Genomic DNA, 22,712 nt, shown 5'->3' on the forward strand with positions numbered 1-22,712 from the left:
GGAGACGCTGCTGACATAGCGATGCGCATCCACGATGACCTTGCCAACTGGACCTCGGCTTCCGCCGGGGAGTAGGTTCTCGCTGGGGCGAGTGGTTGGCTGCCGACCTTGCCCCCCGGTCCCGTCCTGTGCCACTCCCCGCCCAACAAGAGGGGATGTCCGTGGCCAGTCTGTTTCGCCGAAAAATCGTTACCGAGCAGCCGCCCGAGCATCAGCTCGCGCGGACGCTATCGTGGCCGCATCTGGTCGCCATGGGCGTCGGCGGGATCGTCGGTACCGGTATCCTGACGCTGATCGGCGTAGGAGCAGGGCTTGCCGGGCCTGCGGTGATCCTGTCCTTCATCATCGCCGGCGGGATCTGTGCCTGCGCGGCGCTCGCCTATGCCGAGATGGCGACGATGATCCCCGCCTCGGGCAGCGCGTACACCTACAGCTATGTCGTGCTCGGCGAGCTGATTGCGTGGGTGATCGGCTGGTCGCTGATCCTCGAATACTCCCTCGTGGTGTCGACCGTCGCAGTCGGCTGGTCGGGCTATGCCGCGCCGTTGCTGCGCGGCGCGTTCGGCTTCCCCGAGGCGCTGACACTCAGCCCCGAACTCGGCGGTATACTCAACGTGCCGGCGATCTTCATCATCGCGGTCGTCGCCGGCGTGCTGTCATTCGGCACGCGTGAGAGTGCGACGCTGAACGCGGTGCTCGTCGGCGTGAAGATGATCGCGCTGACCGTGTTCGTGTTCATCGCGCTGCATTATTTCAACAGCGCCAACCTGCACCCGTTCATGCCCTACGGCTTTCCCAAGGCCGTGCAGCCCGACGGGGCCGAGCGCGGCGTGATGGCGGCGGCGGCGATCATCTTCTTCGCGTTTTACGGCTTCGACGCGATTTCCACCGCGGCGGAGGAGACCAAGAACCCCGGCCGCGATCTCGCGATCGGGATCGTCGGGTCGATGGTCGCGTGCATCGCGATCTACATCCTCGTCGCGGTGGCAGCCGTCGGCGCGCTGTCCTACACGCGTTTCGCAGGGAGCGCAGAGCCACTCGCGCTGATCCTTCGCGAGATTGGCCGGCCGGGCTTCGCGACATTCCTCGGTGCTTCCGCTGTCATTGCGTTGCCGACGGTGCTGCTCGCGTTCCTGTTCGGCCAGAGCCGGATCTTCTTCACGATGGCGCGCGACGGGTTGCTCCCGCTGAGCCTCGCCAAGGTGTCGCGGCGAGGTGCCCCCGTCCGCATCACGTGGATCACCGCGGCGATCGTCGCTGTTATCGCAGGCCTGTTGCCGCTCGCCGAGATTGCCGCGCTGGCCAACGCGGGGACGCTCGCTGCCTTCGTCGCAGTCTGTGCGTGCATGCTGGTGATGCGCCGCCGCGCGCCCGACGCCTTGCGGACGTTCCGGGCACCGGCAGCGACGCTGGTCGGGGCGATCGGTATCCTTGGCTGCCTGTACCTCTTCTTCAGCCTGCCTTCGAAGACGCAGCTGTATTTCGGGCTGTGGAACCTGCTCGGGCTGGTGATCTACTTCGTCTATGCGCGGCCGAGAGCGCTGGCCGAATGAGTGGCTGGACGATCGGGATCATCGGCGGCTCGGGACTGTATGCGGTCGACGGGATCGAGGACGGGCGTTGGCAGACGGTGGAGACGCCCTGGGGCGAGCCATCCGATGCGATCTATACCGGGCGAGTCGGGCGTGTCGGAGTCGCGTTCCTGCCGCGGCATGGGCGGGGGCACCGGATCTCGCCTTCGGAGCTGAACGCGCGGGCGAATATCGATGCGTTGAAGCGCCTTGGCGTAACGGACGTGTTGGCGGTGTCGTCGGTCGGCTCGCTGGTCGAGCAGCGGCCGCCGGGGAGTTTCACCGTGGTCGACCAGTTCATCGATCGGACCAAGGGCCGTGTGTCGAGCTTCTTCGGAACGGGCCTTGTCGCGCATGTGTCGATGGCGGATCCGGTCTGCCCGCGGCTGTCGCGCTATGCCACCGAGGCCGGGCGGGAGGCGGGCGCGCAGGTCGACGACCGCGGCATGTATCTCGCGATGGAAGGTCCGCAATTCTCGACGCGCGCGGAAAGCAGGCTCTACCGGCAATGGGGGTGCGACGTGATCGGGATGACCGCGATGCCGGAGGCGAAGCTCGCACGGGAGGCGGAGCTTCCGTACGCGCTGGTCGGGATGGTGACGGATTACGATTGCTGGCGCGAGGACGAGGTGGGCGTCGATGTCGCGCAGGTCGTGGCGCAGCTTGGTGCGAATGCGGCGAAGGCTCGGGCGATGGTGATGGCGCTGCTGCGCGCGTTGCCGGTGGAGCGGGAGGCTTCGCCGATCGATACGTGCCTCGATAGCGCGATCATTACGGCGCGGGAGGCTCGCGATCCCGCGCTGGTGGCGAAGCTGGATGCCGTGGCGGGGCGGGCGCTTTCTCGGGGCTGAAGCTTGGCCTTGCCCTCACCTTTCCCACCGGCAAGAGCCGGCGGGCTCCTTCCCTCTCCCGATGGGAGAGGGGGAGACGGCGAAGGCGGCGAGGGTGAGGGCAGGGGGCGCTAGCGATGGCGCTTGGAACCCTGGGCTCCCGCTTTCGCGGGAGAACAAGGTTGGCCGCGCTTTGTGAAAAGTTCGTCATTCGCCGCGTTCGACATATTCCTGCAACATAACGCGGCGAAGGGGAGAGCGTCGCCGCTCCCTCTCCCCCTGTGGACGGCGATTTGACCGGGTCTCCCCTGTCCCGGTCTTCTCCCTGAACTACGGGGCGATCCTCGCGATCGCCCCGCCTTTTTTTCGTTCTGGGAGCGAGTGCGGGGCCTTCGTCGGCTCGCGCAGATCGTCCTTCATCATCCGCCAATACACGTCATCCCAGCGAGCGCTGGGATATTCCTCGTGGCGGGCGACGTGTGCCTCACGGGAATATCCCAGCTTTCGCTGGGATGACGGTAGTTGTTGGCGTTGAAGCGTTGGCGTCGTCCCGGACCGCTCCGGGACGACGTTGCAGCCTTACGCGGCCAGCTTTCGCAGGACGTAGTGGAGGATGCCGCCGTTGAGGAAATATTCCAGCTCGTTGACGGTATCGATCCGGCACTTGGTCTGGAACGTCTCGCTCGACCCGTCGGCGCGGGTCATCTTCACGGTAACGTCCTGGCGCGGGCGGATGCTGGCCACGTCTAGGATCGTGAACGTCTCAGACCCGTCGAGGCCGAGCGTCTTGCGATCGGTGCCCTCGGCGAACTGCAGCGGCAGCACGCCCATGCCGACCAGGTTCGAGCGGTGGATGCGCTCGAAGCTTTCGGTGATCACCGCGCGGACGCCGAGCAGGTTGGTACCCTTGGCCGCCCAGTCGCGCGACGAGCCGGTGCCGTATTCCTTGCCGGCGACGATCACCAGCGGGGTGCCGTCCTGCTTGAAGCGCATCGCGGCGTCGTAGATCGCCATGACTTCGCCGTCGTACTTCGACATGCCGCCCTCGATGCCGGGGACCATCTCGTTCTTGATGCGGATGTTGGCGAAGGTGCCGCGCATCATCACGTCATGGTTGCCGCGACGCGCGCCATAGCTGTTGAAGTCCGCCTTGCTGACCTGATGCTCCTGCAGGAAGCGACCAGCGGGGCTGTCGGCCTTGATCGAACCGGCCGGCGAGATGTGATCGGTGGTGATCGAATCGCCGAGGATCGCGAGCGGCTTGGCGTCGATGATGTCCTGCACCGGCGACGGCGTCATGCTGAGGCCCTCGAAGTACGGCGGGTTGGCGACATAGGTCGACCCTGCGCGCCATGCGTAGGTGTCCGAGCCCGTGACGTCGATCTCGCGCCACTTGGCGTCGCCCGCATAGACGTCGCCGTAGCGCGCGCCGAACATGCCGGCGTCGATGTTGGCGTCCATCGTCGTGCGGACTTCCTCGTTGGTCGGCCAGATATCGCGCAGATACACGTCCTGACCGTCCGACCCCTGACCCAGCGGGGTCTCGATCATGTCGGTCGTGACGGTGCCCTTGATCGCATAGGCGACGACGAGCGGCGGCGAGGCGAGGAAGTTGGCGCGGACGTCGGGCGAGACGCGGCCTTCGAAGTTGCGGTTGCCCGACAGCACCGATGCGGCGACGAGGTCGTTCTCGTTGATCGCGGCCGAGATCGCAGGCGCGAGCGGGCCCGAGTTGCCGATGCAGGTGGTGCAACCGTAACCGACGAGGTTGAAGCCGAGCGCGTTCAGGTCCGCGGTGAGGCCAGCCTTGTCGAGATAGTCGGTGACGACCTGCGAACCGGGGGCGAGCGAGGTCTTCACCCAAGGCTTCGACTTGAGGCCGAGTGCGTTGGCCTTGCGGGCCACGAGACCGGCGGCGACCAGCACCGACGGGTTCGACGTGTTGGTGCAGCTGGTGATTGCAGCGATGACGACGTCGCCGTCGCCGATGTCATGCTCGCGACCCTCGACCGCGACGCGCGCGGGCTGCTCCTTGTGGTACAGCTTGTGGAGGTCGCTGTTGAACACCTCGTCGACCTTGTTGAGGCTGACGCGGTCCTGCGGGCGCTTCGGGCCGGCAAGCGACGCGACGACGGTGCCCATGTCGAGTTCGAGCGTGTCGGTGAACACCGGATCCTCGGCGTTCTCGTCGCGCCAGAAGCCGTTGGCCTTGGCATAGGCCTCGACCAGTTCGACGTTCTCATCGGACCGTGCCGTGAGGCGCATATAGTCGAGCGTCTTGTCGTCGATCGGGAAGAAGCCGCAGGTCGCGCCGTATTCGGGGGCCATGTTGGCGATCGTCGCGCGATCGGCGAGCGTCATCGACGACAGGCCGGGGCCGAAGAACTCGACGAAGCGGCCAACCACGCCCTTGGCGCGCAGCATCTGCGTGACGGTGAGCACGAGATCGGTGGCGGTGATGCCCTCGTTGAGCTTGCCGAGCAGCTTGAAGCCGACGACTTCAGGGATCAGCATCGACACGGGCTGGCCGAGCATCGCGGCCTCGGCCTCGATCCCGCCGACGCCCCAGCCGAGTACGCCGAGACCGTTGATCATCGTCGTGTGGCTGTCGGTGCCGACCAGCGTATCCGGATACGCGATCATCGTGCCGTCGCCGTGGTCGCCCGAGCTGGCCGACGACCAGACGGCCTGGCCGATATATTCGAGATTCACCTGGTGGCAGATGCCGGTGCCGGGGGGGACGACCTGGAAATTGTCGAGCGCCTTGCTGCCCCACTTCAGGAACTCGTAGCGCTCGATGTTGCGCTCATATTCGAGGTCGACGTTGTCATGGAACGCCTGCGGGGTGCCGAACTCGTCGACCATCACCGAGTGATCGATGACGAGGTGGACGGGAACCTGCGGGTTGATCTTCTCGGGGTTGCCGCCGAGCTTGGTCATCGCGTCGCGCATCGCGGCGAGGTCGACCACGCAGGGAACACCGGTGAAGTCCTGCATCAGCACGCGCGCCGGGCGATACTGGATCTCGCGGTCGCTGCGACGCTCCTTCTGCCAGTCGACGATCGCCTGGATATCCTCGCGCGTGACGGTCACGCCGTCCTCGAAGCGCAGCAAATTCTCGAGCAGGACCTTCATCGAGAAGGGCAGGCGGCTGATGTCGCCGAGCTGTTCCGACGCCTTGGCGAGGCTGTAATAGTCGTACGACTTGCCGCCGGTGGAGAGGCTGGTGCGGGTCTTGAGGGTGTCCTGGCCGATGGCAGTCATAGGGGTCCTTCCCGTGGGCGTCGGGCCGCCGGGCGCCGAGGGGAAAGCAGCCGTATAGGCCACGCGGGCGCGTCGGGGACCGAGCGAAAAATGCTGTTACCGTAGGGGCCTTAGCAAGGGGGAACGCATCGGGGAAGGGCGCGGGTGCCTGTGCGACGCGGTAATCTTCGCGACCCCCTGCGGCTCGGCTCGGCTCGGCTCGGCTCGCGTGCGGCGTCGGGCTTTCGGCGGCGCGCTATTAGAGTCAGGCCGGTCCGTCGGTCTGGTGGATGCCGCTGGCGTCGCGCAGGAACGCTTCCATGCGGTCCAGCGCGGACGGTGTCAGCGTCACCGCGCCACCCTCAGGATAGGGCGCGACCTGCGCGTCGGCGACGAGGTGCGCGAGCCAGCGCTGGCCGACGCCCGGCGGCGTTCCGGTTAGCGTGATCAGTTGGGTCTCGGACAGAGTATCGCCCTTTGCCTGCGCGACGAACAGGCGCAGCATCATGTTCCAGGCATGTTCGTCGAAGATCTCGCTGGGAAACACCTCCGACCGCAAGGCGCGAACGTGGATGAGGTTCTCGGCGGTTTGTGCGGACGTTGTTTGTGCCGATTCGGTTTTGTTTGCCATGGCGGATGCTAAGCGCGGCGAAGACGGCACGCCATAGCGTAAAGGCAATTTTGTGGCTGATCCAAGTCAGTTGGCGCCGCTATAACCTGGTGTATTGCGGCCTCCCGCCGGAGCGCCGATCAGGGCGCATGGCGGTTGAGCGAGAAGATGCCGAGGCGTTGCGCGATGCGGTCGCACGAGCGCTGCTGATCGCCGACGAGCGACGGGATCACCTCGTCGGTGCGTTGCTGGCCCAGTGCCTCGATGAACTCGACCGGCCGTTGGCATGGGACGGTTGACCGGCACGCCCATATCCAGGCCGCGCGTGCACCATGGCGTTCGACGTTCTTCGCCGCGGTACGCTTCGGCTGGCGGGATCGGGTCGATGTCCCTACCCGTTCACCCGCGATCACGCTGAGGCACCTTCTCTGTCCTAAGTTGGTGGAAGTGTTGCATTTTTGGCGCATCCGTGACGGATTGTTACACCGACCTCATTGTCGACCCTTCGCTGATTGCGTTCCCAAAATGGTCTGAATAGTCTTCCGTTGTGGTGCACGTCCCGGGGAGGGCGGCACGCACGGGGGACATAATTGATGATATTCGCTTCCACGCGTTCGATGCTTGGCCATGTTCGTTCGGGCCTGCTCGCGTCCACTGCTCTATTGGCCTCGGCCGCGCTGCCGACGATCGCTGCGGCGCAGGATCGACCCACCGGCGCGGAATCGATCGGCTATGGCAGTTCGTTGAATCCGGCCGACCTCATCAATACGCCCAGCATCGTCATCTCGGCACCCGGTACGCCGACGACCGCGCAGGATATCGCCGGCGGCGTGAACGGCGTTGGCCAGATGACGATCTCGACGGGTGGCGGCGGCATCGGTCTGTGCACGGGGACGCTGATCAATCCGCGCACCGTCATCTTCGCCGCCCATTGCGTGAACGAGAACAGCGCCGGCACGGGCGCACAGAACCCCTGGGGCTACGGCGCACAGGGCGGCGGCATTCCGATCGCGTTCGGTTTCGCGCAGAACAACCGTCCGGCGCTGCTCGACTGGTTCCTGCCGACCACCGCGACCGGCGCGGCGAATACGCAGCAGTACAAGACCAACACCGCCAACTTCCTCTATAACGTCAATCAGGTCGTCTATAACGCCGACTCGCTGAAGCTTGGGCTGGCGCAGAACTTTCTTCAGGCCGACGTCGCGATCGCGACGCTCGACACGCCCGCCGCCAACGTGCCGACCTGGGCATTGTTGCTGTCGGCGTTGCCCGCGCCTGCGACGATCAGCGAGACGACCGGCACCGGCTATCACGTGACGATCACCGGCTATGGCCGCAACGGGCAGGGCGGCACGCTGACGGGCGACACCAACGGCGTCGATTACCGTCGCCGCATCGCCGAGAACACGATCGGCATCCTCGGCTCGTTCGACGACCGCGACGCATTCCTGTTCGGGTCGACCAGCGGCCTGCCGCAGAACCTGTACCAGCTCGATTTCGACGATCCTCGCCGTGGTACCGCGGCGGCGAGCCCGTTCGACTTCAACCTGTTCAAGGATAACGCGCTTCCCAAGGAAGGCACGACCGCCGGCGGAGACTCGGGTGGTCCGCTGATCCTCGATCGCACCTTTGCCAAGCAGGTCGTGATCGGCGTTCTGTCGGGTGGCAGCCGCTTCTTCGCCGCGCAGCCGTTCGGCGCGTACGGCACTGAGAGCTTCTATCAGCCGCTGTATCTGTTCTCCGACTATATCGCGGCGAACAATCCGTATCGGTATGCGCAGACCAAGGCGGGTGACGGGCAGTGGACCGATGCTGCGCACTGGGTGACCGCGCTCGATCCGAACTATCAGATCATCGTCGACGGCAAGCTGGTCAACGGCGTGCCGACCACGACCGGCGCAGGCATCGCCGGCGATGGCAACAAGTTCGGCCAGGTCTGTTTCCAGAGCGATTGCGTCGACGTGAAGACGGGCGTCGCGTCGGTCGACGGGGTTCCGGTGACGACGGGCACGGGCACGCCAGCCGTTGCGGCGGTCGTCAACACGGTTGCGGCACCCGGTGCGGCCGCCGAAGGCCTGATCCTCGAAACCGTCGCGCATTCGGGCAAGGGCAGCGCGACGCTGCTGGCGGGCGCGGACGATGTCGCGCAGGCGGCTGGCGATGCGGTGGCGCTTGCGGTGTTGTCGCCGACATTGGCGAACGGCTTGCCCGGCGCGACCAATTTCGTGCCGAACAACATCGATCCGGATCGCACGATCCAGCGTAGCGCGCGCTATTACGACGTGACGCTGTCGGCGGCCGGCACGACCACGCTCGGTTCGTCGGTGACCGTCGACAAGTTCACCGTTGCGGGCAGCACGGCGAAGCTGGCGGTGACGTCGGCGGGGTCGCTGCGGAGCCTGATGACCATCAATCAGGTCACGGGCGTCGTCCAGAACGACGGCGTCATCTCGACGCCGGGCGATTACTTCATGCTGTCGGGCATGCTGACCGGCTCGGGCCGGATCAACACGCCGTTCTTCACCAGCGTCGCCGGCATGATCGCGCCCGGCACGACGGGGACGATCGGCACGCTGACGATCGGCGGCAACGGCGTGCTCGCCTCGGGCACCAACCTGCTGATCGATCTCGGGCCGAACGGTACGTCGGACAAGCTCGCCTTCGCCGCGACGACGTTCAACGCGGCGGGCGTGGCGACCAACGGCATCGCCAATCTCGGCGGTCGCGTCGGTTTCGCGCCGGCCACCGGTCAGACGATCCGGTACAACGACCTGTACACGATCGTGACCGCGCAGGGTGGCATCACCGGCAGCTTCGCCGCTGCGACGCCGCTCAGTGCGATCCTGACGCCGAGCTATGTCTATAGCGCCAACGCGGTGCAGGTCCGGATCCTCGCGGGTCAGTACCGGAACGTCGTGGCCGCGACGCCGGTGCAGTCGGCCTATGCCGGGCTGCTCGACCAGAACCGTTCGAACTATGCGGCGCTGAGCAACGTCTATGGTTCGCTCGACCTGCAGAACGCGGCGACGATCCGCTCGACGCTGGAGGGCCTCGCACCGCGGGCGGAAACGCTGAAGTCGAGCCTCGGCGTCGCGTCGATCGACACGATGTCGCGCTTCTACCGGGATCATATCGCGCAGATCGATACGCGTGGCGGGCTCGGCGGTACGCTCGCGTTGATCGGCAAGCCGGTCCAGGTCGCCTCGCTGATGGCGAGCGACCTTCCCGGCGGGCAGGACACGATGAGCGACTCGAGCGGCACCGTGTTGCAGCAGGGTCGTCTGCCCGACGACATGAGCGGCTTCATCGCGGGTGGCTATGTCGACGGCAAGAGCCGGTCGATGCCGGGGACAAATCCGTTCGGCGGGCATGACAAGTTCGACGGCTATTTCGCGGCTGTGGGGCTTGAGAAGCAGGCTGGCGAGGGTGGCGTGATCGGCTTCTCGTTCTCGTACACCAACACCGACGGCACCACCGGCGGGATCGCGCAGCGCGCGAAGGGCGAGCTGTTCCAGGGCACGCTGTACGGCAAACTGGAGACCGCATCGGGGATCATCCTCGATACGCAGTTCAGCGCAGGCGCGTTCGTCGCCAAGACCGATCGCACCGTCGGCTTCGTCGGCACCAACTACCGCCTGCGTGGCACTGACAATGCGTTGACCGTCGTCAGCGAGGTCGGGCTCGGCAAGGCGTTCGACCTGTCGATGCTCAAGGTCGGCCCGCGCGTGTCGATGCGCGCCAGCCATATCGGCTTCGGCAAGTCGATCGAGAATGGCGGCGGACCGGCTTTGTTCGTCGATCGCGACAGCTTCGACAGCCTGCAGGGTCGCGCCGGGCTGGTGCTCGGCGGCAGTGGTTCGTTCCGGCCTTATGCCGCCGCGAACTACGTCCACGACTTCCAGTCGACGCCGGGCGTGTTCGGTGCGAACTTCGTCGGTGGGATCGGTCCGAACGCGCTGTTCGGGTTGGCCGGGCAGGACAAGAACTGGGGCGAGATCAGCGCCGGGCTGACGCTGGTCGGCGACAGCGTCGACATCTCGGTCGGTGCGGACACCACCGTCGAGCGCAAGGACGTGTCGAACCAGTCGTACAAGGGCTCGATCAAGATCCGCTTCTGATCGGGAGCAGTTCCAGATCGTTGGAATGGCGAAAGGGTCATCCGCTCATGCGGGTGGCCCTTTTTCGTATTCGCGGCCGAGCCTGCTGGAGATCCGGGGAACCGGGCGCTTCTAGGGCGTGGCCATCCCTAAGTCCGTCATCCTAACGAAAGTCAGGATCCAGAGCCACAATGGACGGTCCTCCGTTACCCTGGATCCTAACTTTCGTCAGGATGACGGAGGGGGAAGCGCGCGTGGACGACCTATCGTACCGCGTCGCTAGCGATGGCCGGGCTGCCGTCGGACCAGGTCGACTGGGTAGTGCCACATCAGGCTAACGCGCGCACCGCGAACGTCCGCCGTCCAAAACTCAACATGCAAAACGCGCAATTGACTGCCTAAGCAATGGTTGCCATGGCAACGATATGACGTTCTACACCAAATCGGAATTCGGGCCGGACTGTTCGCTCGGCTACCTCGCGCGGCGGATCCATCAGATCGGGCAGAGCCTGATCGAGCCGGTGTTCGCGGCGGAGAACATGTCGGGCACGCAATGGTCCGCGCTGATGTCGATCATGGCCGGTCGCGCGGCGACGTGTGCCGACCTCGCGCGCGATATTTCGCACGACAAGGGTGCGACGACGCGGCTGGTCGACGCGATGGAGCAGAGCGGCTGGGTCACGCGGTCGCGCGCGAGCGACGACCGGCGGGTGCTCAATCTCGAGCTGACGCCCGACGGCGAGGCGGTCGCGATCCGGTGTCGCGATAGGATCATCGAATACTGGAACACCCTGCTGACGGGCTGGGACCGCGCCGAGATCGAGAAGCTGATCGAGCTGATGCAGAAACTCCGCACGACGCTGGACGACGCTCTGACCGAAGGACGCCGCGCATGAAGATTGGCACTGCCCTGGCCCCGATCACGGTGGCGGGGCTGCTCGCGGGATGCGCGATCCCGGCGTCGAAGACCGTCGTGGAGCCGGTATCGGCCAATGCGTTGGGGCTGGCTCCGGACGCCGCGCCGGTGATCGCGTCCGACTGGTGGCGGTCGTTCGGCGATCCGCAGCTTGATCGGCTGGTGCGCGATGCGGTCGCGGGCAGCCCGTCGCTCGACGCGGCGCTGGCACGGGTCGCGCAGGCGCAGGCGGTGTTGTCGACGCGGCGTGCGGACAATGGCCCCGACGTGACGCTCGATGCGCAGGAGCAACTCGCGCGGCTAAGCGGTCGCTATACGATCCCGCCGCCCTATGCCGGGTCGACGCGGTTCGTCGGGTCGACCGCAGCGAACCTCAGCTGGAACCTCGATCTGTTCGGGCGTCAGAAGGCCGCGATCGAGGGCGCGCGGGCGTCGGTGCGCGCGGCTTCGCTCGATGTCGCAGCGGCACGGATGGCGCTGTCGGGGGCGGTCGTGCAGACCTATATCGATCTCGAACGCGCCGAGGCGCAGGCGGGTATTGCGCAGCGTACGATCGCGACGCGGCAGAATTCGCTGAAACTGGTGAACGTGCGGATCCGCAACAACCTGGCGAGCAAGCTCGACGCGCAGGCCGCGACGACTCTGCTGGCGCAGGCGCGGCAGGCGTTGCTGCGTGCGCAGGCGGCGCAGGTGCTCGCGAAGAACGCACTGGCGGCGCTGGCCGGGCGTGGTGCGGATTATCCGGCGACGATCGGTGCGACCGCGTTGCGGCTCGATGCGGCGCTGCCGTTGCCGAAGACCGTGCCGGCCGACCTGCTCGCGCGGCGTGCCGATATCGCAGCGGCGCAGGCGCGGATCGAGGCTGCGGCCGCCGGGCGTCAGGTTGCGCGGAAAGCGTTCTATCCGAACGTCAATCTGGCGGCGCTCGCGGGATTCCAGGCGGTCGGGCTCGGCAATCTGTTCTCGCTCGATGCGGGCACGGTAGGCGTCGGGCCGGCGGTCCATCTGCCGATCTTCGACAATGGCCGGTTGAAGGCGGACCTCGCGGGCGCGACCGCCGCGCTCGATCTGGCGACCGCGGATTATAACGACCGGGTGATCGGCGCGGTGCGCGAGGCGGGCGACGCGGTTGCGCGGATCGGGGCACTTGACGCCGACCGTCAGCGGCAGCGCGAGGTGGTGCGCGGCTATGCCGAGACCGGGCGGCTGAACGCGATCCGCGTGTCGAGCGGCCTCGATAGCCGGCTCGATCTGGTCGACAACGACGTCCGCACGCTGGCCGCCGAACAGGCCGATGCCGACCTCGCCGCCGATGCCGCGCAACAGCGCGTGCAGCTCGTGCTGGCGCTGGGTGGTGGTTATGATTTTCAGGGGATGATGCGATGACCGATACGCAAACGCCGGCGCCCGCCGCGGCTCCGACGGGCAATCCGCGCGCACGCAAGCGCGCGCTGACGATCCTCGGCGTGGTCGTCGTGATCGGTGCGATCGTGTGGGCGGTGTTCCACTTCCTGCTGGCGGCGCCCGAGCAGGAGACCGACGATGCCTATGTCGCGGGCGACGTGGTGGCGATCACCGCGCGCGATCCGGGACAGGTGACCGCGATCCATGCCGACAACACGCAGGTCGTGAAGGCGGGCCAGCCGCTGATCGACCTCGACGCCGCGACCTCCGATGTCGGTGTGGCATCGGCGGAGGCGGAACTCGCACGGGCGGTGCGGGCGACGCGGTCGGACTTCTCGAAGGTGAACGAGACCGGGGCCGCAGTCGTGCAGGCGGAGGCCGAACTGGCGCGCGCGCGGAACGATCTCGCGCGCCGTCGTGGTGCGGCCGCCGAGGGCGCGATCTCGGGCGAGGAGCTGAGCCATGCCGCGGACCAGGTGAAGGTCGCGAGCGCGACGCTGCAACTCGCGCGGAGCCAGCAGGCGCAGTCGCGCAACGGCGTGGTCGGCACCACGGTGTCGAACAATCCGGCAGTGCTGGCGGCGATCGCGGCCTATCGTCGCGCGGCGATAACGCGGAGCCACATGCACGTCGTCGCGCCGATCGATGGTGTGGTCGCGCAGCGTACGGTGCAGCTTGGGCAGCAGGTTTCGGCGGGGCTACCGCTGATGGCGGTGGTCCCGCTCGACCGGGTGTGGGTCGATGCGAACTTCCGCGAGACGCAGTTGCGCGATCTGCGGATCGGGCAGGCGGCGACGGTGACGGCGGACATGTACGGGGATGACCTGGTGTATCATGGCCATGTCGTCGGGTTGGGCGCGGGTAGCGGGAATGCGTTCGCGCTGCTGCCGCCGCAGAACGCGAGCGGGAACTGGATCAAGATCACGCAGCGCGTGCCGGTGCGGATCGCGCTCGACAAGGGTGAGCTGCGGCGCAATCCGTTGCGGGTCGGGCTGTCGGTGAACGCGATCGTCGATACCGCCGACAAGTCGGGGACGATGGTCGGACGGCCCGCGGTGGCGGCGTACAAGGGGCTGGCGACCGGGCAGGGGGATGCCGCGGTCGATGCGAAGATCCGCCAGATCATCGCGGCTAACCGGTGATGATTTTGCGGTGGCCATTACTCCGGTGCGGTCCTGTTCTCCTTGTTCTCCCGCGAAGGCGGGAGCCCAGTCTGGGTCCCCGCCTTCGCGGGGAAACAGGGAACGGGCCGTCTGCTTTGTTGGGGCCACCCCCCCGGCGGAGGCCGGGGCCCAGTTGGAGAGGTGGTCGTAACGGCGTGCTGCCTTCCGTTAGGCTCGTCCCCCAACTGGGCCCCGGCCTTCGCCGGGGTGGGGGCTTGGTCGAGGCTCATCGGTCCGAACGGAGTGCCACCTGATGGCAGCCCCCTCCGGCGCCGGTCCCGCCCCGCTCGTCGGCGGCTCGCTCGCGCTCACCGCATTCGCGCTCGCGCTCGGCACCTTCATGCAGGTGCTCGACACGACGATCGCCAACGTGTCGCTCCCCACCATCGCCGGCAATCTCGGCGTCTCAAGCGACAACTCCACCTGGATCGTCACCGCGTTTGCGGTCGCCAACGGGGTCGCGGTGCCGCTGACCGGCTGGCTGATGGGCCGGTTCGGCGTGGTGCGGACGTTCTGCGTGTCCGTGTTCCTGTTCACGATCGCGTCGTTCCTGTGCGGGATCGCGTGGGACCTGCCCTCGCTGATCGGCTTCCGCATTCTCCAGGGCGCGGTATCCGGACCGATGATCCCCGGCAGCCAGGCGCTGCTGATCGCGATCTTCCCCGTCCACAAGCGCTCTACCGCGCTCGGCATCTGGTCGATGACGACCTTGGTCGCGCCGATCATGGGACCGATCCTCGGCGGCTACATCTCCGACAATTATCACTGGAGCTGGATTTTCCTGATCAACGTGCCGTTCGGGATGTTCTGCGCGTTCGTGTGCTGGAACAAGCTCGGCAAGCGCGACACGCCGACGCGGAAGCTGCCGATCGATCAGGTCGGGCTGATCCTGCTGGTGATCTGGGTCGGTGCGCTGCAGATCGTGCTCGATCTCGGCAAGAACGACGACTGGTTCGCCGCGGACCGGATCGTCATCGCCGCGGTGGTCGCCGCGATCGGCTTTGTCGGCTGGATCATCTGGGAGCTGACCGACGCCAACCCGGCGGTGAACCTGTCGCTGTTCAAGAGCCGCAACTTCACGATCGGCACGATCGCCTTCTGTCTCGGCTATGCGGTGTTCTTCGCCAACACGCTGCTGCTGCCGCTGTGGTTGCAGACGCAGCTCGGCTACACCGCGACCTGGGCGGGGCTGGTCGCCGCACCATCGGGCGCGGTGGCCGTGATCCTGACGCCGTTCGTCGCGCGGCTGAGCGGCAAGATCGACGCGCGCATCCTCGCCACGGTGGCGTTCGCGTCGTTCGGCTACTCCTATTACCTCCGCTCGGGCTACACGACGGGTGCGAGCTTCTACGACCTGATGCTGCCGCTGATGGTGCAGGGGATCGCGATGAGCACGTTCTTCCTCGCGATGCTGACGATCTCGCTCGACCGTATCCCGGCGGAGCGGCTGCCGTCGGCGACGGGGATCTCGAACTTCGCGCGCATCACCTCGGGCAGCTTCGCCGCGTCGATCATCACGACCGCCTGGGATCGTCGTGAGACGCTGCATCAGAGCCGGTTGTCGGAAGCGATCGGCACCGGTTCGCCGTACCAGATGGCGCAGGGTGCGCTGACTCGGATGGGGCTGACCGACGTGCAGGCGGCGGGCGCGATCACGCGGCAGATGGTGGCGCAGGCGTATCTGCTCGCGTCGACCGACCTGTTCCGCGTCTCGGCCTGGCTGTGCCTCGCGATGGTCATCATCGTCTGGTTCACGCGACGCGCCAGTCCGCCGCAGGGACCGATCGCGGCGGATTGATCGGTCGCTTGTCGTTTTCTTACGACCGGCAGGCGGTCGTACGATTTCTCGCCATTAGAAACGTTATCGCAACCACTTGGCCCCTAACGCTGCATTTACCAGATACGAAATGCCTGTGGGGGGCCAGATACCATGATGATCAAGAACACCGCTTTGCGGATCGCTGCCGTATGCCTTTTTTCGAGCGCTGCGCCCGCCTGGGCCGGTGCGCCGGTGACCTGCATACAGTCCATCAGCAAGCCACGACTGGTGTGCGACGAGGGGGCCTGCATCCGCGTATCGGTCAGGGACCTGTGCGAGGCGGTTCGCGCATCCTATCCGGTCAAGCGACGTAACCTCAAGCCGCTGCGCACCGAGGCGAACCCGGTCCGCGACGAACTGACGCTGCTGATCGCGAGCGTCAGCTGACCAGGGCGAATGCGGCGCCGGGAACGGCGACCGCCAAGCCGGTCGGGGCGAGCGTCCCGTCCGGCAGGATATCGAGCACCGTGACGCGGTGATCGCGTTCGTGGACGACGACCATCCGGCGCTCGTCCTGCGACATCATGAAGAACCGCGGCGACAGGCCACCGCTGGCGACATGCTGGATCGGTGTCGCGTCGCCGTGCGGATCGAGCGCGAAGACGGCGATGCTCTCATGGCCGCGATTGGACACGTACAGCCGATCGCCGGCGGCATTCGCGCGGATATGCGCGACGATATTCGCACCGTGCCACGCGGGCGGAAGCGTCGACAGCGTGGCGCGTTCGCTGAGGCCGGTATCGTCGGCGTCCAGGACCACCAGGGTGTTCGTCAGTTCGCAGGCGAGATACGCCGTGCGCGGGTGACGCGGGTGGAACAGCATATGGCGCGGGCCAGACCCCGGCGGCGCGGCGAACGCGGTGTACGGCGTGCCGAAAATCCCTCGTTCCGCGTCGAACGGGAATGCCAGTACTTCATCCGTGCCCAGGTCCGTGACGTACAGCGTCCGGTTGTCCGGGCCGAAGCCGACCCAATGCGCGTGCGGCGAAAGCTGGCGTTCGGGATTAGGCCCGCTGCCGCTGTTGGCGTGCACGAAGGGCGGGGCGATCGGCAGTCCGCCGGCATCCAGCCGGTACAACGCGACGCTGCCGCTCATGTAGTTGGCAACCGCGACCCAGGATTGCGTAGCGTCGAGCGCGACGTGGCAGGGCGCCGCGCCGCCGGTCGTGACTTGCGCGAGACGACGCCACTCCCGGTCCGCGTACCGGTGTACGCCGAGGGTCCCGTCGTCGCGCTCGTCGACCAGATAGTGCAGATCGAACCGCGACGCGTACGCGCCGAACGAGGCGTTCGATGCGTCAAGATAGGCAGCGCCGATCGCCAGTCCATCGTCGTGATCCAGCAGCGGATAGAGACCGGCCCCGCCACCGCCGGTATAGGTCCCGATCCAGCGGCAGTCGTTGAAGGCAGGCGACGTCTCGGGTTCGATCATGCCGCCGTCCCTAACGCCGTTTCGCGGCACCGTCACACGCCGACCGCCCGTCGACGTTCAGACCCTCAACAGCCCGATCAACTGCTCGCGGTACAGCAGGGCCAGCTCTTCGTGCATCCGGGCGACGCCGGCGTTCGGCGCGCGGCGGGCGAGGACGGACTGGTCGTCCATACGGCGCTCGATCACGGAAGGCGGCGGAAGCATATCCATCTCCGCCCGTGTTGGACCCGTTATGTTGCGGTCGAATTTCGCGAGACGGTTAACGCCCTGCAATTCCGTACCAAAAGCGCGTTTCCCGGGCTGGCGTTGCCGTCGGCCTTGGCCTACCGCGACACCATGGGCGATCTGGATAGACTGGTTCCTTCGGGGATCATCGAGCAATGGGTCTATCACCTGCGACGGCAGCGTTCGCGGGCGACGGACGCGATATGGCTGATAGAACAGGGCTTTACCCTGCATGACGGCCAGGACGGCGTACCGCAGCACGATGCGACCGCCCGCTGGCGCGCCGAGCAGGAAACCGTCGTCGAGGAAGTGACCGCGTTGCTGGCGCTGTACGACGGCATCAACCTGGGCAAGGCGGATATCGCCTGAGCCGAGGCGTCATGCCGGTGCCTTATGTGGCGTCGCCGTAGCTCTCGCGCATCAACCAGCCGGTATGCTGCAACGACGAACTCTTCGGCGGTTCGGCGTCGGGCATGTCCGCGACCAGTTCGGCCGACGCCGCGAGTTGCAGATGGTTCTCGCTCAGCAGCAAATGCGCCGCGCGACCCGCGTCCGACTGCGAACGGCGAGCGAGCGCCTTTTCCTGCTCGGCCCGATCCTGATGATACTGGACCTGCGCACGCCACGCTTCCGCGTTCGCAGTCGGTAGAGTGTTGTCGTTCATGATGATCTCCATCGGCATGACCGGATTGATGCGTTTTAGTTTCTCGCTTGTTGCAGAAGGTGGTTAATGCGTCGGTCCGGTCGTCAAACGGGCTTGGGCGCGCCCTGCCAGCCGCCACCGAGTGCGCGGAACAGGTCGACTTGCGCGCCTGCAATACGCGCGTTGGCAGCCGCGAGGTCGGTGTCGGTATCCGCCAACGTACGCTCGGCGTCGAGGACGTCGAGGAAGTCGATCTGGCCTTCGCGCTGGCGGGCGCGGGTGATGCGGGCGGCGGTCGCGGCGTTGTCGTGCGCGGACTGGAGTTGCGTGCGGCGATCGAGTTCGCGGGCGTAGTTCGACAGCGCGGTCTCGGTTTCCTCGAGTGCGGTGAGGACGCTGCCATCGAAATTGGCGAGTGCGCCACGCGAGTCCGCCTCGGCGCCGGCGATCCTCGCGCGCGCGGCGGACTGGTTGAGCGACCAGTTCAGGAGTGGTCCTAGCAGCCAGCGGATTGGGCCGCCCGTGAAGATGTCGCCAACGCTAAGCGCGGTCGAGCCGATTGATCCACCGAGCGAGATCTGAGGATAGAGCTGCGAGGTCTGGACGCCGATCCGCGCGGTGGCGGCGGCCAGCCGACGTTCGGCGGCGTGGACGTCGGGGCGGCGTGCGAGCAGCGCCGCGCCGTCGCCGATCGGGATCGGCTGATCGAGGCGGGGCGTGGTGGTGCGCGCGCCGGCGGTTGCGGGCAGGTCCTGCGGGGTGCGGCCGGTGAGCGTGGCTAAACGGAAGAGTGCGGCTTGGCGCTCGGCCTCGATCTGCGGAATGTTGGCGGCGCGCTGGTCGCGCAGGGCTGCGATCCGGACCTGGTCGAGGCGGGCTGCACGACCGGCGTCGACGCGCTTGCCGGTCAGCGTATTCGACTTGTCGAGCAGGTCGACGATCCGCCGGGCGACCGCCAGGCGTTCGGCGGACGAGGCTGCGTCGACATAGGCGCGCGTGGTGGCGGCGACGATCGAGACGCGGACGGCGTCCGCATCGGCCTGCGCGGCGCCGACGTCACCGCGAGCGGCTTCGACGTTGCGGCGGACTCGGCCGGCGAGATCGACCTCGTAGCTGACGGCCAGGCCTACGTCGTAGGTGGCGCGCTCACGGTCGAGACCGGGCAGGTTCTGGAGTTGCGAGGTGCGGGCGTAGTTGCCGCTCGCGCCCGCGTTCACCTGGGGTTCGCGGTCGGTCTTCGCGCCGCGCAACGACGCGCGGGCGCTGTCGAGCCGCGCGACGGCGACGCGGAGATCGGTGTTCGCTGCCAATGCATCCGCGACGAGGCTGTCGAGGACCGGGTCGCGGTACATCCGCCACCAGTCATTATCTGGCGCGGTCGTGACAGTCGCAGTATTCGCGGTGACGAACGACGCCGCCGCTTTGGGTGGGGTGATCGGCGCGACATAGTCGGGGCCGGCGGCGCATGCGGCGAGCGTCAGCGCCGAGAGGCTCGCGAGGAGGGCGGACTTCATGATGCTGGTCCTATTCGGCTGGCTGAAGGGTCGCGGCTGGGGCTGGACGGCGGCGTTCGAACCGCAGCGCCAGCGCCCGTGCGACGACATAGAAGGTGGGGGTGAAGAGCAGCCCGAACCCGGTCACGCCGATCATCCCGAAGAACACCGCGGTCCCGAGCGCCTGGCGAAGTTCCGCGCCGGCACCGGTCGCGATCACCAGCGGCACCGCGCCGAGGATGAACGCGAAGCTCGTCATCAGGATCGGCCGCAACCGGTCCTTCGCCGCGCGGACTGCGGCCTCGACGGGGGTGAGGCCGTCCTGTTCCTCGGCCTGCTTGGCGAACTCCACGACCAGGATCGCGTTCTTCGCGGCGAGCGCAATCAGCACGACCAGGCCGATCTGCGTGAGGACGTTGTTGTCCATGCCCCGCAGGTTCACGCCGGTCATCGCCGCCAACAGGCACATCGGCACGATCAGGATGATCGCGAGCGGCAACGTCAGGCTCTCGTACTGCGCGGCGAGCACGAGGAAGACGAACACCACCGCCATGCCGAAGACGAGCGCGGCGGTGCTGCCGGCGGCCTTTTGCTGGTAGGCAATGCCGGTCCATTCATGCGCATAGCCCGCGGGCAACGACGCATCGGCAAGCTTCTCCATCGCGACCAGCGACTGGCCGGACGAATAGCCCTTGGCGGTGTCCCCATCGACCTCGACCGCGGGGAACAGGTTGTAGCGGACCACGCGGTACGGGCCGGTCTTGTCCTTGAACGTCGAGACCGAGCCGACCGGGACCATCTGGCCCGAGTTGGAGCGCGTCTTGAGGTTGGCGATGTCCGCGGTGGTATTGCGGAACGGTGCGTCCGCCTGCGCGGTGACGCGGTAGGTGCGACCCAACAGGTTGAAGTCGTTGACGAATGCCGAGCCGAGATAGACCTGCAACGCCTCGAACACGCGCTCCGGGGGGACGCCGAGGAGGTTGGCCTTGGCGCGGTCGACGTCGGCGAAGATGCGCGGCGTGGCGGTGTCGAAGAACGTGTATATCTGGGCGAGACCCTTGGTCTGGTTCGCCTGGCCGATCAGTGCGTAACTCGTCTTGCCGAGGTCGGCGTAACCGTGGCCGCCCTGGTCCTGCACCATCAGGCGATAGCCGCCGGCCGAGCCGATGCCCTGGATCAGTGGTGGCGGGACGATCAGTAGGCGCGCTTCGGTGATGTCGCCGGTCGCCTTCTGCGATTCCGCCATGATGCTGGCCAATGTGACGCCGAGCTTCTTGCGTTCCTCGAAGCTCTTGAGCGGGATGTACGCGGCGGCAGAGTTGGGGGCGAGCGTCTGCGACGGACCGTCGAAGCCCGCGAGCATGACCGCGCCCTTGACGCCGGCGAGCGGCAGGATGCGTTTCGCGACCTTCTGCATGACGGCATCCGTGCGCTCGACCGACGAGCCGGGCGGAAGTTGGATGACGGTCAGGAAGTAGCCCTGATCCTGCGCGGGCACGAAGCCCGATGGCGTGATCGTGAACACGCCGACCGTGACCGCGATCAGCGCGGCATAGGCGATCATCATCCGGCGCGGCGCGGTGACTAGGCGCGCGGTGAGGCGGGCATAGCTCTCGCTCATCCGCTCGAACCCGCGGTTGAAGGCGTCGCCGGCGCGTCGAACGGTACGGGTCAGGCGGTTGCCCGAGTCCGCGGGGGCAGTCGGCTTGAGCAGCATCGCGGCGAGTGCCGGCGACAGCGTCAGCGAGATCAGCAGCGAGATGATCGTCGCGGTCGAGATCGTCACCGCGAACTGGCGGTAGAACGCGCCGGAGAGGCCGGTGAGGAACACGGTCGGGATGAACACCGCGCACAGCACGAGCACGATCGCGACGAGCGCGCCCGACACTTCGTCCATCGACGTACGCGCCGCCTCCAACGGGGAGAGCCCGTGCTCGAGGTTGCGCTCGACATTCTCGACCACGACGATCGCGTCATCGACGACGATGCCGATCGCGAGGACGAGGCCGAACAGCGACAGGTTGTTGAGGCTGTACCCGGCGGCGGCGAGCACCGCGAAGGTGCCAATCAGCGAGACCGGGATCGCGACGATCGGGATGATCGCCGCGCGCCACTTCTGCAGGAAGACGAGGATGACGAGCACGACGAGGACCATCGCTTCGAAGAGCGTGTGCTTCACCGCGTCGATCGACTGCGCGATGAACTCAGTCGGGTTGTAGATGACCTTGTATTCGAGGCCCTTGGGGAAGCGCTTCGACATGCTTTCCATCTCGGCGGTGACGGCCTGCGCCGCGCCGAGCGCGTTCGAGCCGGGACGCTGGAAGACCGCGGCGATGACCGTGGGCTTGCCGCTGAGATAGGTATTCGCGCCGTAATCCTGCGCGCCGAGTTCGACACGCGCGACGTCCGAGACGCGGACCTGGCGGCCTTGCGCGTCGGTGCGGATCACGACGTCCGCGAACTGCTTCGGATCGGTCAGGCGGCCTTGGGTTTCGACGTTCAACTGGAACGCGCTGTTGCCCTTGTCATAGGGCGGCTGGCCGAGTGTACCGGCAGCGACCTGGACGTTCTGCGCACGCAGAGCGGCGACGATCTCGCCGGCGGTGAGGTCGAGTGCGGCGGCGCGGCCGGGATCGATCCAGACGCGCATGGAGTAATCGCGCGCACCGAACAGCTGCACGTCGCCGACGCCGTCGATACGGCTGAGGCGATCGCGGACCTGGGTCAGCGCGTAGTTGGAGATATAGCCGCGGTCGAGCGAGTTGTCGGGCGAGACGAGGTTCACCACCATCAGGAAGTCGGGCGACGTCTTGCGCGTCACCACGCCGAGACGCTGGACGTCTTCGGGCAGGCGCGGGACGGCGACGGCGACGCGGTTCTGGACGAGCACCTGCGCGGCGTCGAGGTTGGTGCCGATCTTGAAGGTGACGGTGATCGTCACCTTGCCGTCACCGGTCGATTGCGACGACTGGTACAGCATGTTGTCGACGCCGTTGATCTCCTGCTCGATCGGCGCGGCGACGGTTTCGGCGACCGTCTCGGCGGAGGCGCCGGGATACGTCGCGCTGACGGTGACGGTGGGGGGGACGATGTCGGGATATTGCGACACCGGCAGCGTCATGTAGGCGATCGCGCCGACGATCGTGATGATCACCGCGATCACGCCCGCGAAGATCGGCCGGGTGATGAAGAAGCGCGAGAAGCGCATGGGAATTTCCTCGGTAGAGGGAGGCGGGCACGCGCCAACACCACCCCGGCGGAGGCCG

Annotated in this window: 17 protein-coding genes; 9 read left to right on the forward strand and 8 right to left on the reverse strand. The window is 66.8% G+C overall.

Annotated features, from left to right (window positions below):
- Positions 1–161 precede the first annotated feature (161 nt).
- A complete protein-coding gene (locus C8J45_RS08285; protein ID WP_374956435.1) occupies positions 162–1,553 on the forward strand; it encodes an amino acid permease in 1,392 nt (463 codons plus the stop codon).
- On the forward strand, positions 1,550–2,422 hold the full coding sequence (gene mtnP / locus C8J45_RS08290; RefSeq protein WP_107962786.1) for an S-methyl-5'-thioadenosine phosphorylase: 873 nt from the start codon (positions 1,550–1,552) through the stop codon (positions 2,420–2,422). The genes C8J45_RS08285 and mtnP overlap by 4 nt, the downstream gene beginning before the upstream one ends.
- Before the next feature lie 558 nt (positions 2,423–2,980).
- Here the strand turns inward: mtnP and acnA are convergent.
- The 3 genes from acnA to C8J45_RS19160 all read right to left on the reverse strand — a co-directional run bounded on the left by acnA (position 2,981) and on the right by C8J45_RS19160 (position 6,667).
- A complete protein-coding gene (gene acnA, locus C8J45_RS08295; RefSeq protein WP_056051495.1) occupies positions 2,981–5,665 on the reverse strand; it encodes an aconitate hydratase AcnA in 2,685 nt (894 codons plus the stop codon).
- A gap of 244 nt (positions 5,666–5,909) precedes the next feature.
- Complete coding sequence (locus C8J45_RS08300) at positions 5,910–6,275, reverse strand: hypothetical protein (RefSeq protein WP_107962787.1); 366 nt, start codon at positions 6,273–6,275, stop codon at positions 5,910–5,912.
- A gap of 119 nt (positions 6,276–6,394) precedes the next feature.
- Entirely contained in the window at positions 6,395–6,667 is a 273-nt protein-coding gene (locus tag C8J45_RS19160; RefSeq protein WP_107962788.1) for a hypothetical protein, read from the reverse strand.
- A gap of 180 nt (positions 6,668–6,847) precedes the next feature.
- On the opposite strand from C8J45_RS19160, the gene C8J45_RS08310 reads away from it, so the two are divergent.
- The 6 genes from C8J45_RS08310 (at position 6,848) to C8J45_RS08340 (ending at position 16,040) form a co-directional block, all read left to right on the forward strand.
- A complete protein-coding gene (locus C8J45_RS08310; protein ID WP_107962789.1) occupies positions 6,848–10,372 on the forward strand; it encodes an autotransporter outer membrane beta-barrel domain-containing protein in 3,525 nt (1,174 codons plus the stop codon).
- 404 nt (positions 10,373–10,776) lie between these two features.
- A complete protein-coding gene (locus C8J45_RS08320) occupies positions 10,777–11,247 on the forward strand; it encodes a MarR family winged helix-turn-helix transcriptional regulator (RefSeq protein WP_107962790.1) in 471 nt (156 codons plus the stop codon).
- On the forward strand, positions 11,244–12,653 hold the full coding sequence (locus tag C8J45_RS08325; RefSeq protein WP_107962791.1) for an efflux transporter outer membrane subunit: 1,410 nt from the start codon (positions 11,244–11,246) through the stop codon (positions 12,651–12,653). The genes C8J45_RS08320 and C8J45_RS08325 overlap by 4 nt, the downstream gene beginning before the upstream one ends.
- Complete coding sequence (locus C8J45_RS08330) at positions 12,650–13,813, forward strand: efflux RND transporter periplasmic adaptor subunit (RefSeq protein ID WP_107962792.1); 1,164 nt, start codon at positions 12,650–12,652, stop codon at positions 13,811–13,813. The genes C8J45_RS08325 and C8J45_RS08330 overlap by 4 nt, the downstream gene beginning before the upstream one ends.
- 274 nt (positions 13,814–14,087) lie before the next feature.
- Positions 14,088–15,632 (forward strand): DHA2 family efflux MFS transporter permease subunit, encoded by a 1,545-nt coding sequence (locus C8J45_RS08335; protein WP_107962793.1) that lies wholly within the window; start codon positions 14,088–14,090, stop codon positions 15,630–15,632.
- A gap of 132 nt (positions 15,633–15,764) precedes the next feature.
- On the forward strand, positions 15,765–16,040 hold the full coding sequence (locus C8J45_RS08340) for a hypothetical protein (RefSeq protein WP_107962794.1): 276 nt from the start codon (positions 15,765–15,767) through the stop codon (positions 16,038–16,040).
- On the opposite strand, the gene C8J45_RS08345 is transcribed toward C8J45_RS08340, so the two are convergent.
- Complete coding sequence (locus tag C8J45_RS08345) at positions 16,033–17,085, reverse strand: lactonase family protein (protein WP_107962795.1); 1,053 nt, start codon at positions 17,083–17,085, stop codon at positions 16,033–16,035. The genes C8J45_RS08340 and C8J45_RS08345 overlap by 8 nt on opposite strands.
- A gap of 57 nt (positions 17,086–17,142) precedes the next feature.
- Positions 17,143–17,289, reverse strand: a complete 147-nt coding sequence (locus tag C8J45_RS19165) for a hypothetical protein (RefSeq protein WP_181321158.1) — start codon at positions 17,287–17,289, stop codon at positions 17,143–17,145.
- Between the two features lie 132 nt (positions 17,290–17,421).
- Here C8J45_RS19165 and C8J45_RS08350 point away from each other — a divergent pair, with 132 nt between their 5' ends.
- Positions 17,422–17,679 carry a hypothetical protein gene (locus C8J45_RS08350; protein WP_107962997.1) on the forward strand — a complete coding sequence of 86 codons (258 nt, stop codon included), beginning with the start codon at positions 17,422–17,424 and terminating at the stop codon, positions 17,677–17,679.
- 22 nt (positions 17,680–17,701) lie between these two features.
- On the opposite strand, the gene C8J45_RS08355 is transcribed toward C8J45_RS08350, so the two are convergent.
- The 3 genes from C8J45_RS08355 to C8J45_RS08365 form a co-directional block, all read right to left on the reverse strand.
- Positions 17,702–17,974 (reverse strand): hypothetical protein, encoded by a 273-nt coding sequence (locus C8J45_RS08355; protein WP_146168591.1) that lies wholly within the window; start codon positions 17,972–17,974, stop codon positions 17,702–17,704.
- An 83-nt stretch (positions 17,975–18,057) separates the two neighbouring features.
- Positions 18,058–19,467: an efflux transporter outer membrane subunit gene (locus C8J45_RS08360; RefSeq protein WP_107962998.1), complete on the reverse strand. Its 1,410-nt coding sequence runs from the start codon at positions 19,465–19,467 to the stop codon at positions 18,058–18,060.
- Between the two features lie 10 nt (positions 19,468–19,477).
- Positions 19,478–22,654, reverse strand: coding sequence for an efflux RND transporter permease subunit (locus C8J45_RS08365; protein WP_107962797.1), 3,177 nt, complete (start codon positions 22,652–22,654; stop codon positions 19,478–19,480).
- Positions 22,655–22,712: the final 58 nt, after the last annotated feature.

Origin of the sequence: Sphingomonas sp. PP-CE-3G-477 (genome assembly GCF_003050745.1) — a bacterium.
In the GTDB taxonomy this organism is placed as follows: domain Bacteria; phylum Pseudomonadota; class Alphaproteobacteria; order Sphingomonadales; family Sphingomonadaceae; genus Sphingomonas.

Bases quoted from the DNA above. Each gene is read 5' to 3' on its own strand.
- mtnP (WP_107962786.1), top strand. From the start codon at position 1,550: ATGAGTGGCTGGACGATCGGGATCATCGGCGGCTCGGGACTGTATGCG.
- acnA (WP_056051495.1), bottom strand. From the start codon at position 5,665: ATGACTGCCATCGGCCAGGACACCCTCAAGACCCGCACCAGCCTCTCC.
- C8J45_RS08300 (WP_107962787.1), bottom strand. From the start codon at position 6,275: ATGGCAAACAAAACCGAATCGGCACAAACAACGTCCGCACAAACCGCC.
- C8J45_RS08310 (WP_107962789.1), top strand. From the start codon at position 6,848: ATGATATTCGCTTCCACGCGTTCGATGCTTGGCCATGTTCGTTCGGGC.
- C8J45_RS08320 (WP_107962790.1), top strand. From the start codon at position 10,777: ATGACGTTCTACACCAAATCGGAATTCGGGCCGGACTGTTCGCTCGGC.
- C8J45_RS08325 (WP_107962791.1), top strand. From the start codon at position 11,244: ATGAAGATTGGCACTGCCCTGGCCCCGATCACGGTGGCGGGGCTGCTC.
- C8J45_RS08330 (WP_107962792.1), top strand. From the start codon at position 12,650: ATGACCGATACGCAAACGCCGGCGCCCGCCGCGGCTCCGACGGGCAAT.
- C8J45_RS08335 (WP_107962793.1), top strand. From the start codon at position 14,088: ATGGCAGCCCCCTCCGGCGCCGGTCCCGCCCCGCTCGTCGGCGGCTCG.
- C8J45_RS08340 (WP_107962794.1), top strand. From the start codon at position 15,765: ATGATGATCAAGAACACCGCTTTGCGGATCGCTGCCGTATGCCTTTTT.
- C8J45_RS08345 (WP_107962795.1), bottom strand. From the start codon at position 17,085: ATGATCGAACCCGAGACGTCGCCTGCCTTCAACGACTGCCGCTGGATC.
- C8J45_RS19165 (WP_181321158.1), bottom strand. From the start codon at position 17,289: ATGCTTCCGCCGCCTTCCGTGATCGAGCGCCGTATGGACGACCAGTCC.
- C8J45_RS08350 (WP_107962997.1), top strand. From the start codon at position 17,422: ATGGGCGATCTGGATAGACTGGTTCCTTCGGGGATCATCGAGCAATGG.
- C8J45_RS08355 (WP_146168591.1), bottom strand. From the start codon at position 17,974: ATGAACGACAACACTCTACCGACTGCGAACGCGGAAGCGTGGCGTGCG.
- C8J45_RS08360 (WP_107962998.1), bottom strand. From the start codon at position 19,467: ATGAAGTCCGCCCTCCTCGCGAGCCTCTCGGCGCTGACGCTCGCCGCA.
- C8J45_RS08365 (WP_107962797.1), bottom strand. From the start codon at position 22,654: ATGCGCTTCTCGCGCTTCTTCATCACCCGGCCGATCTTCGCGGGCGTG.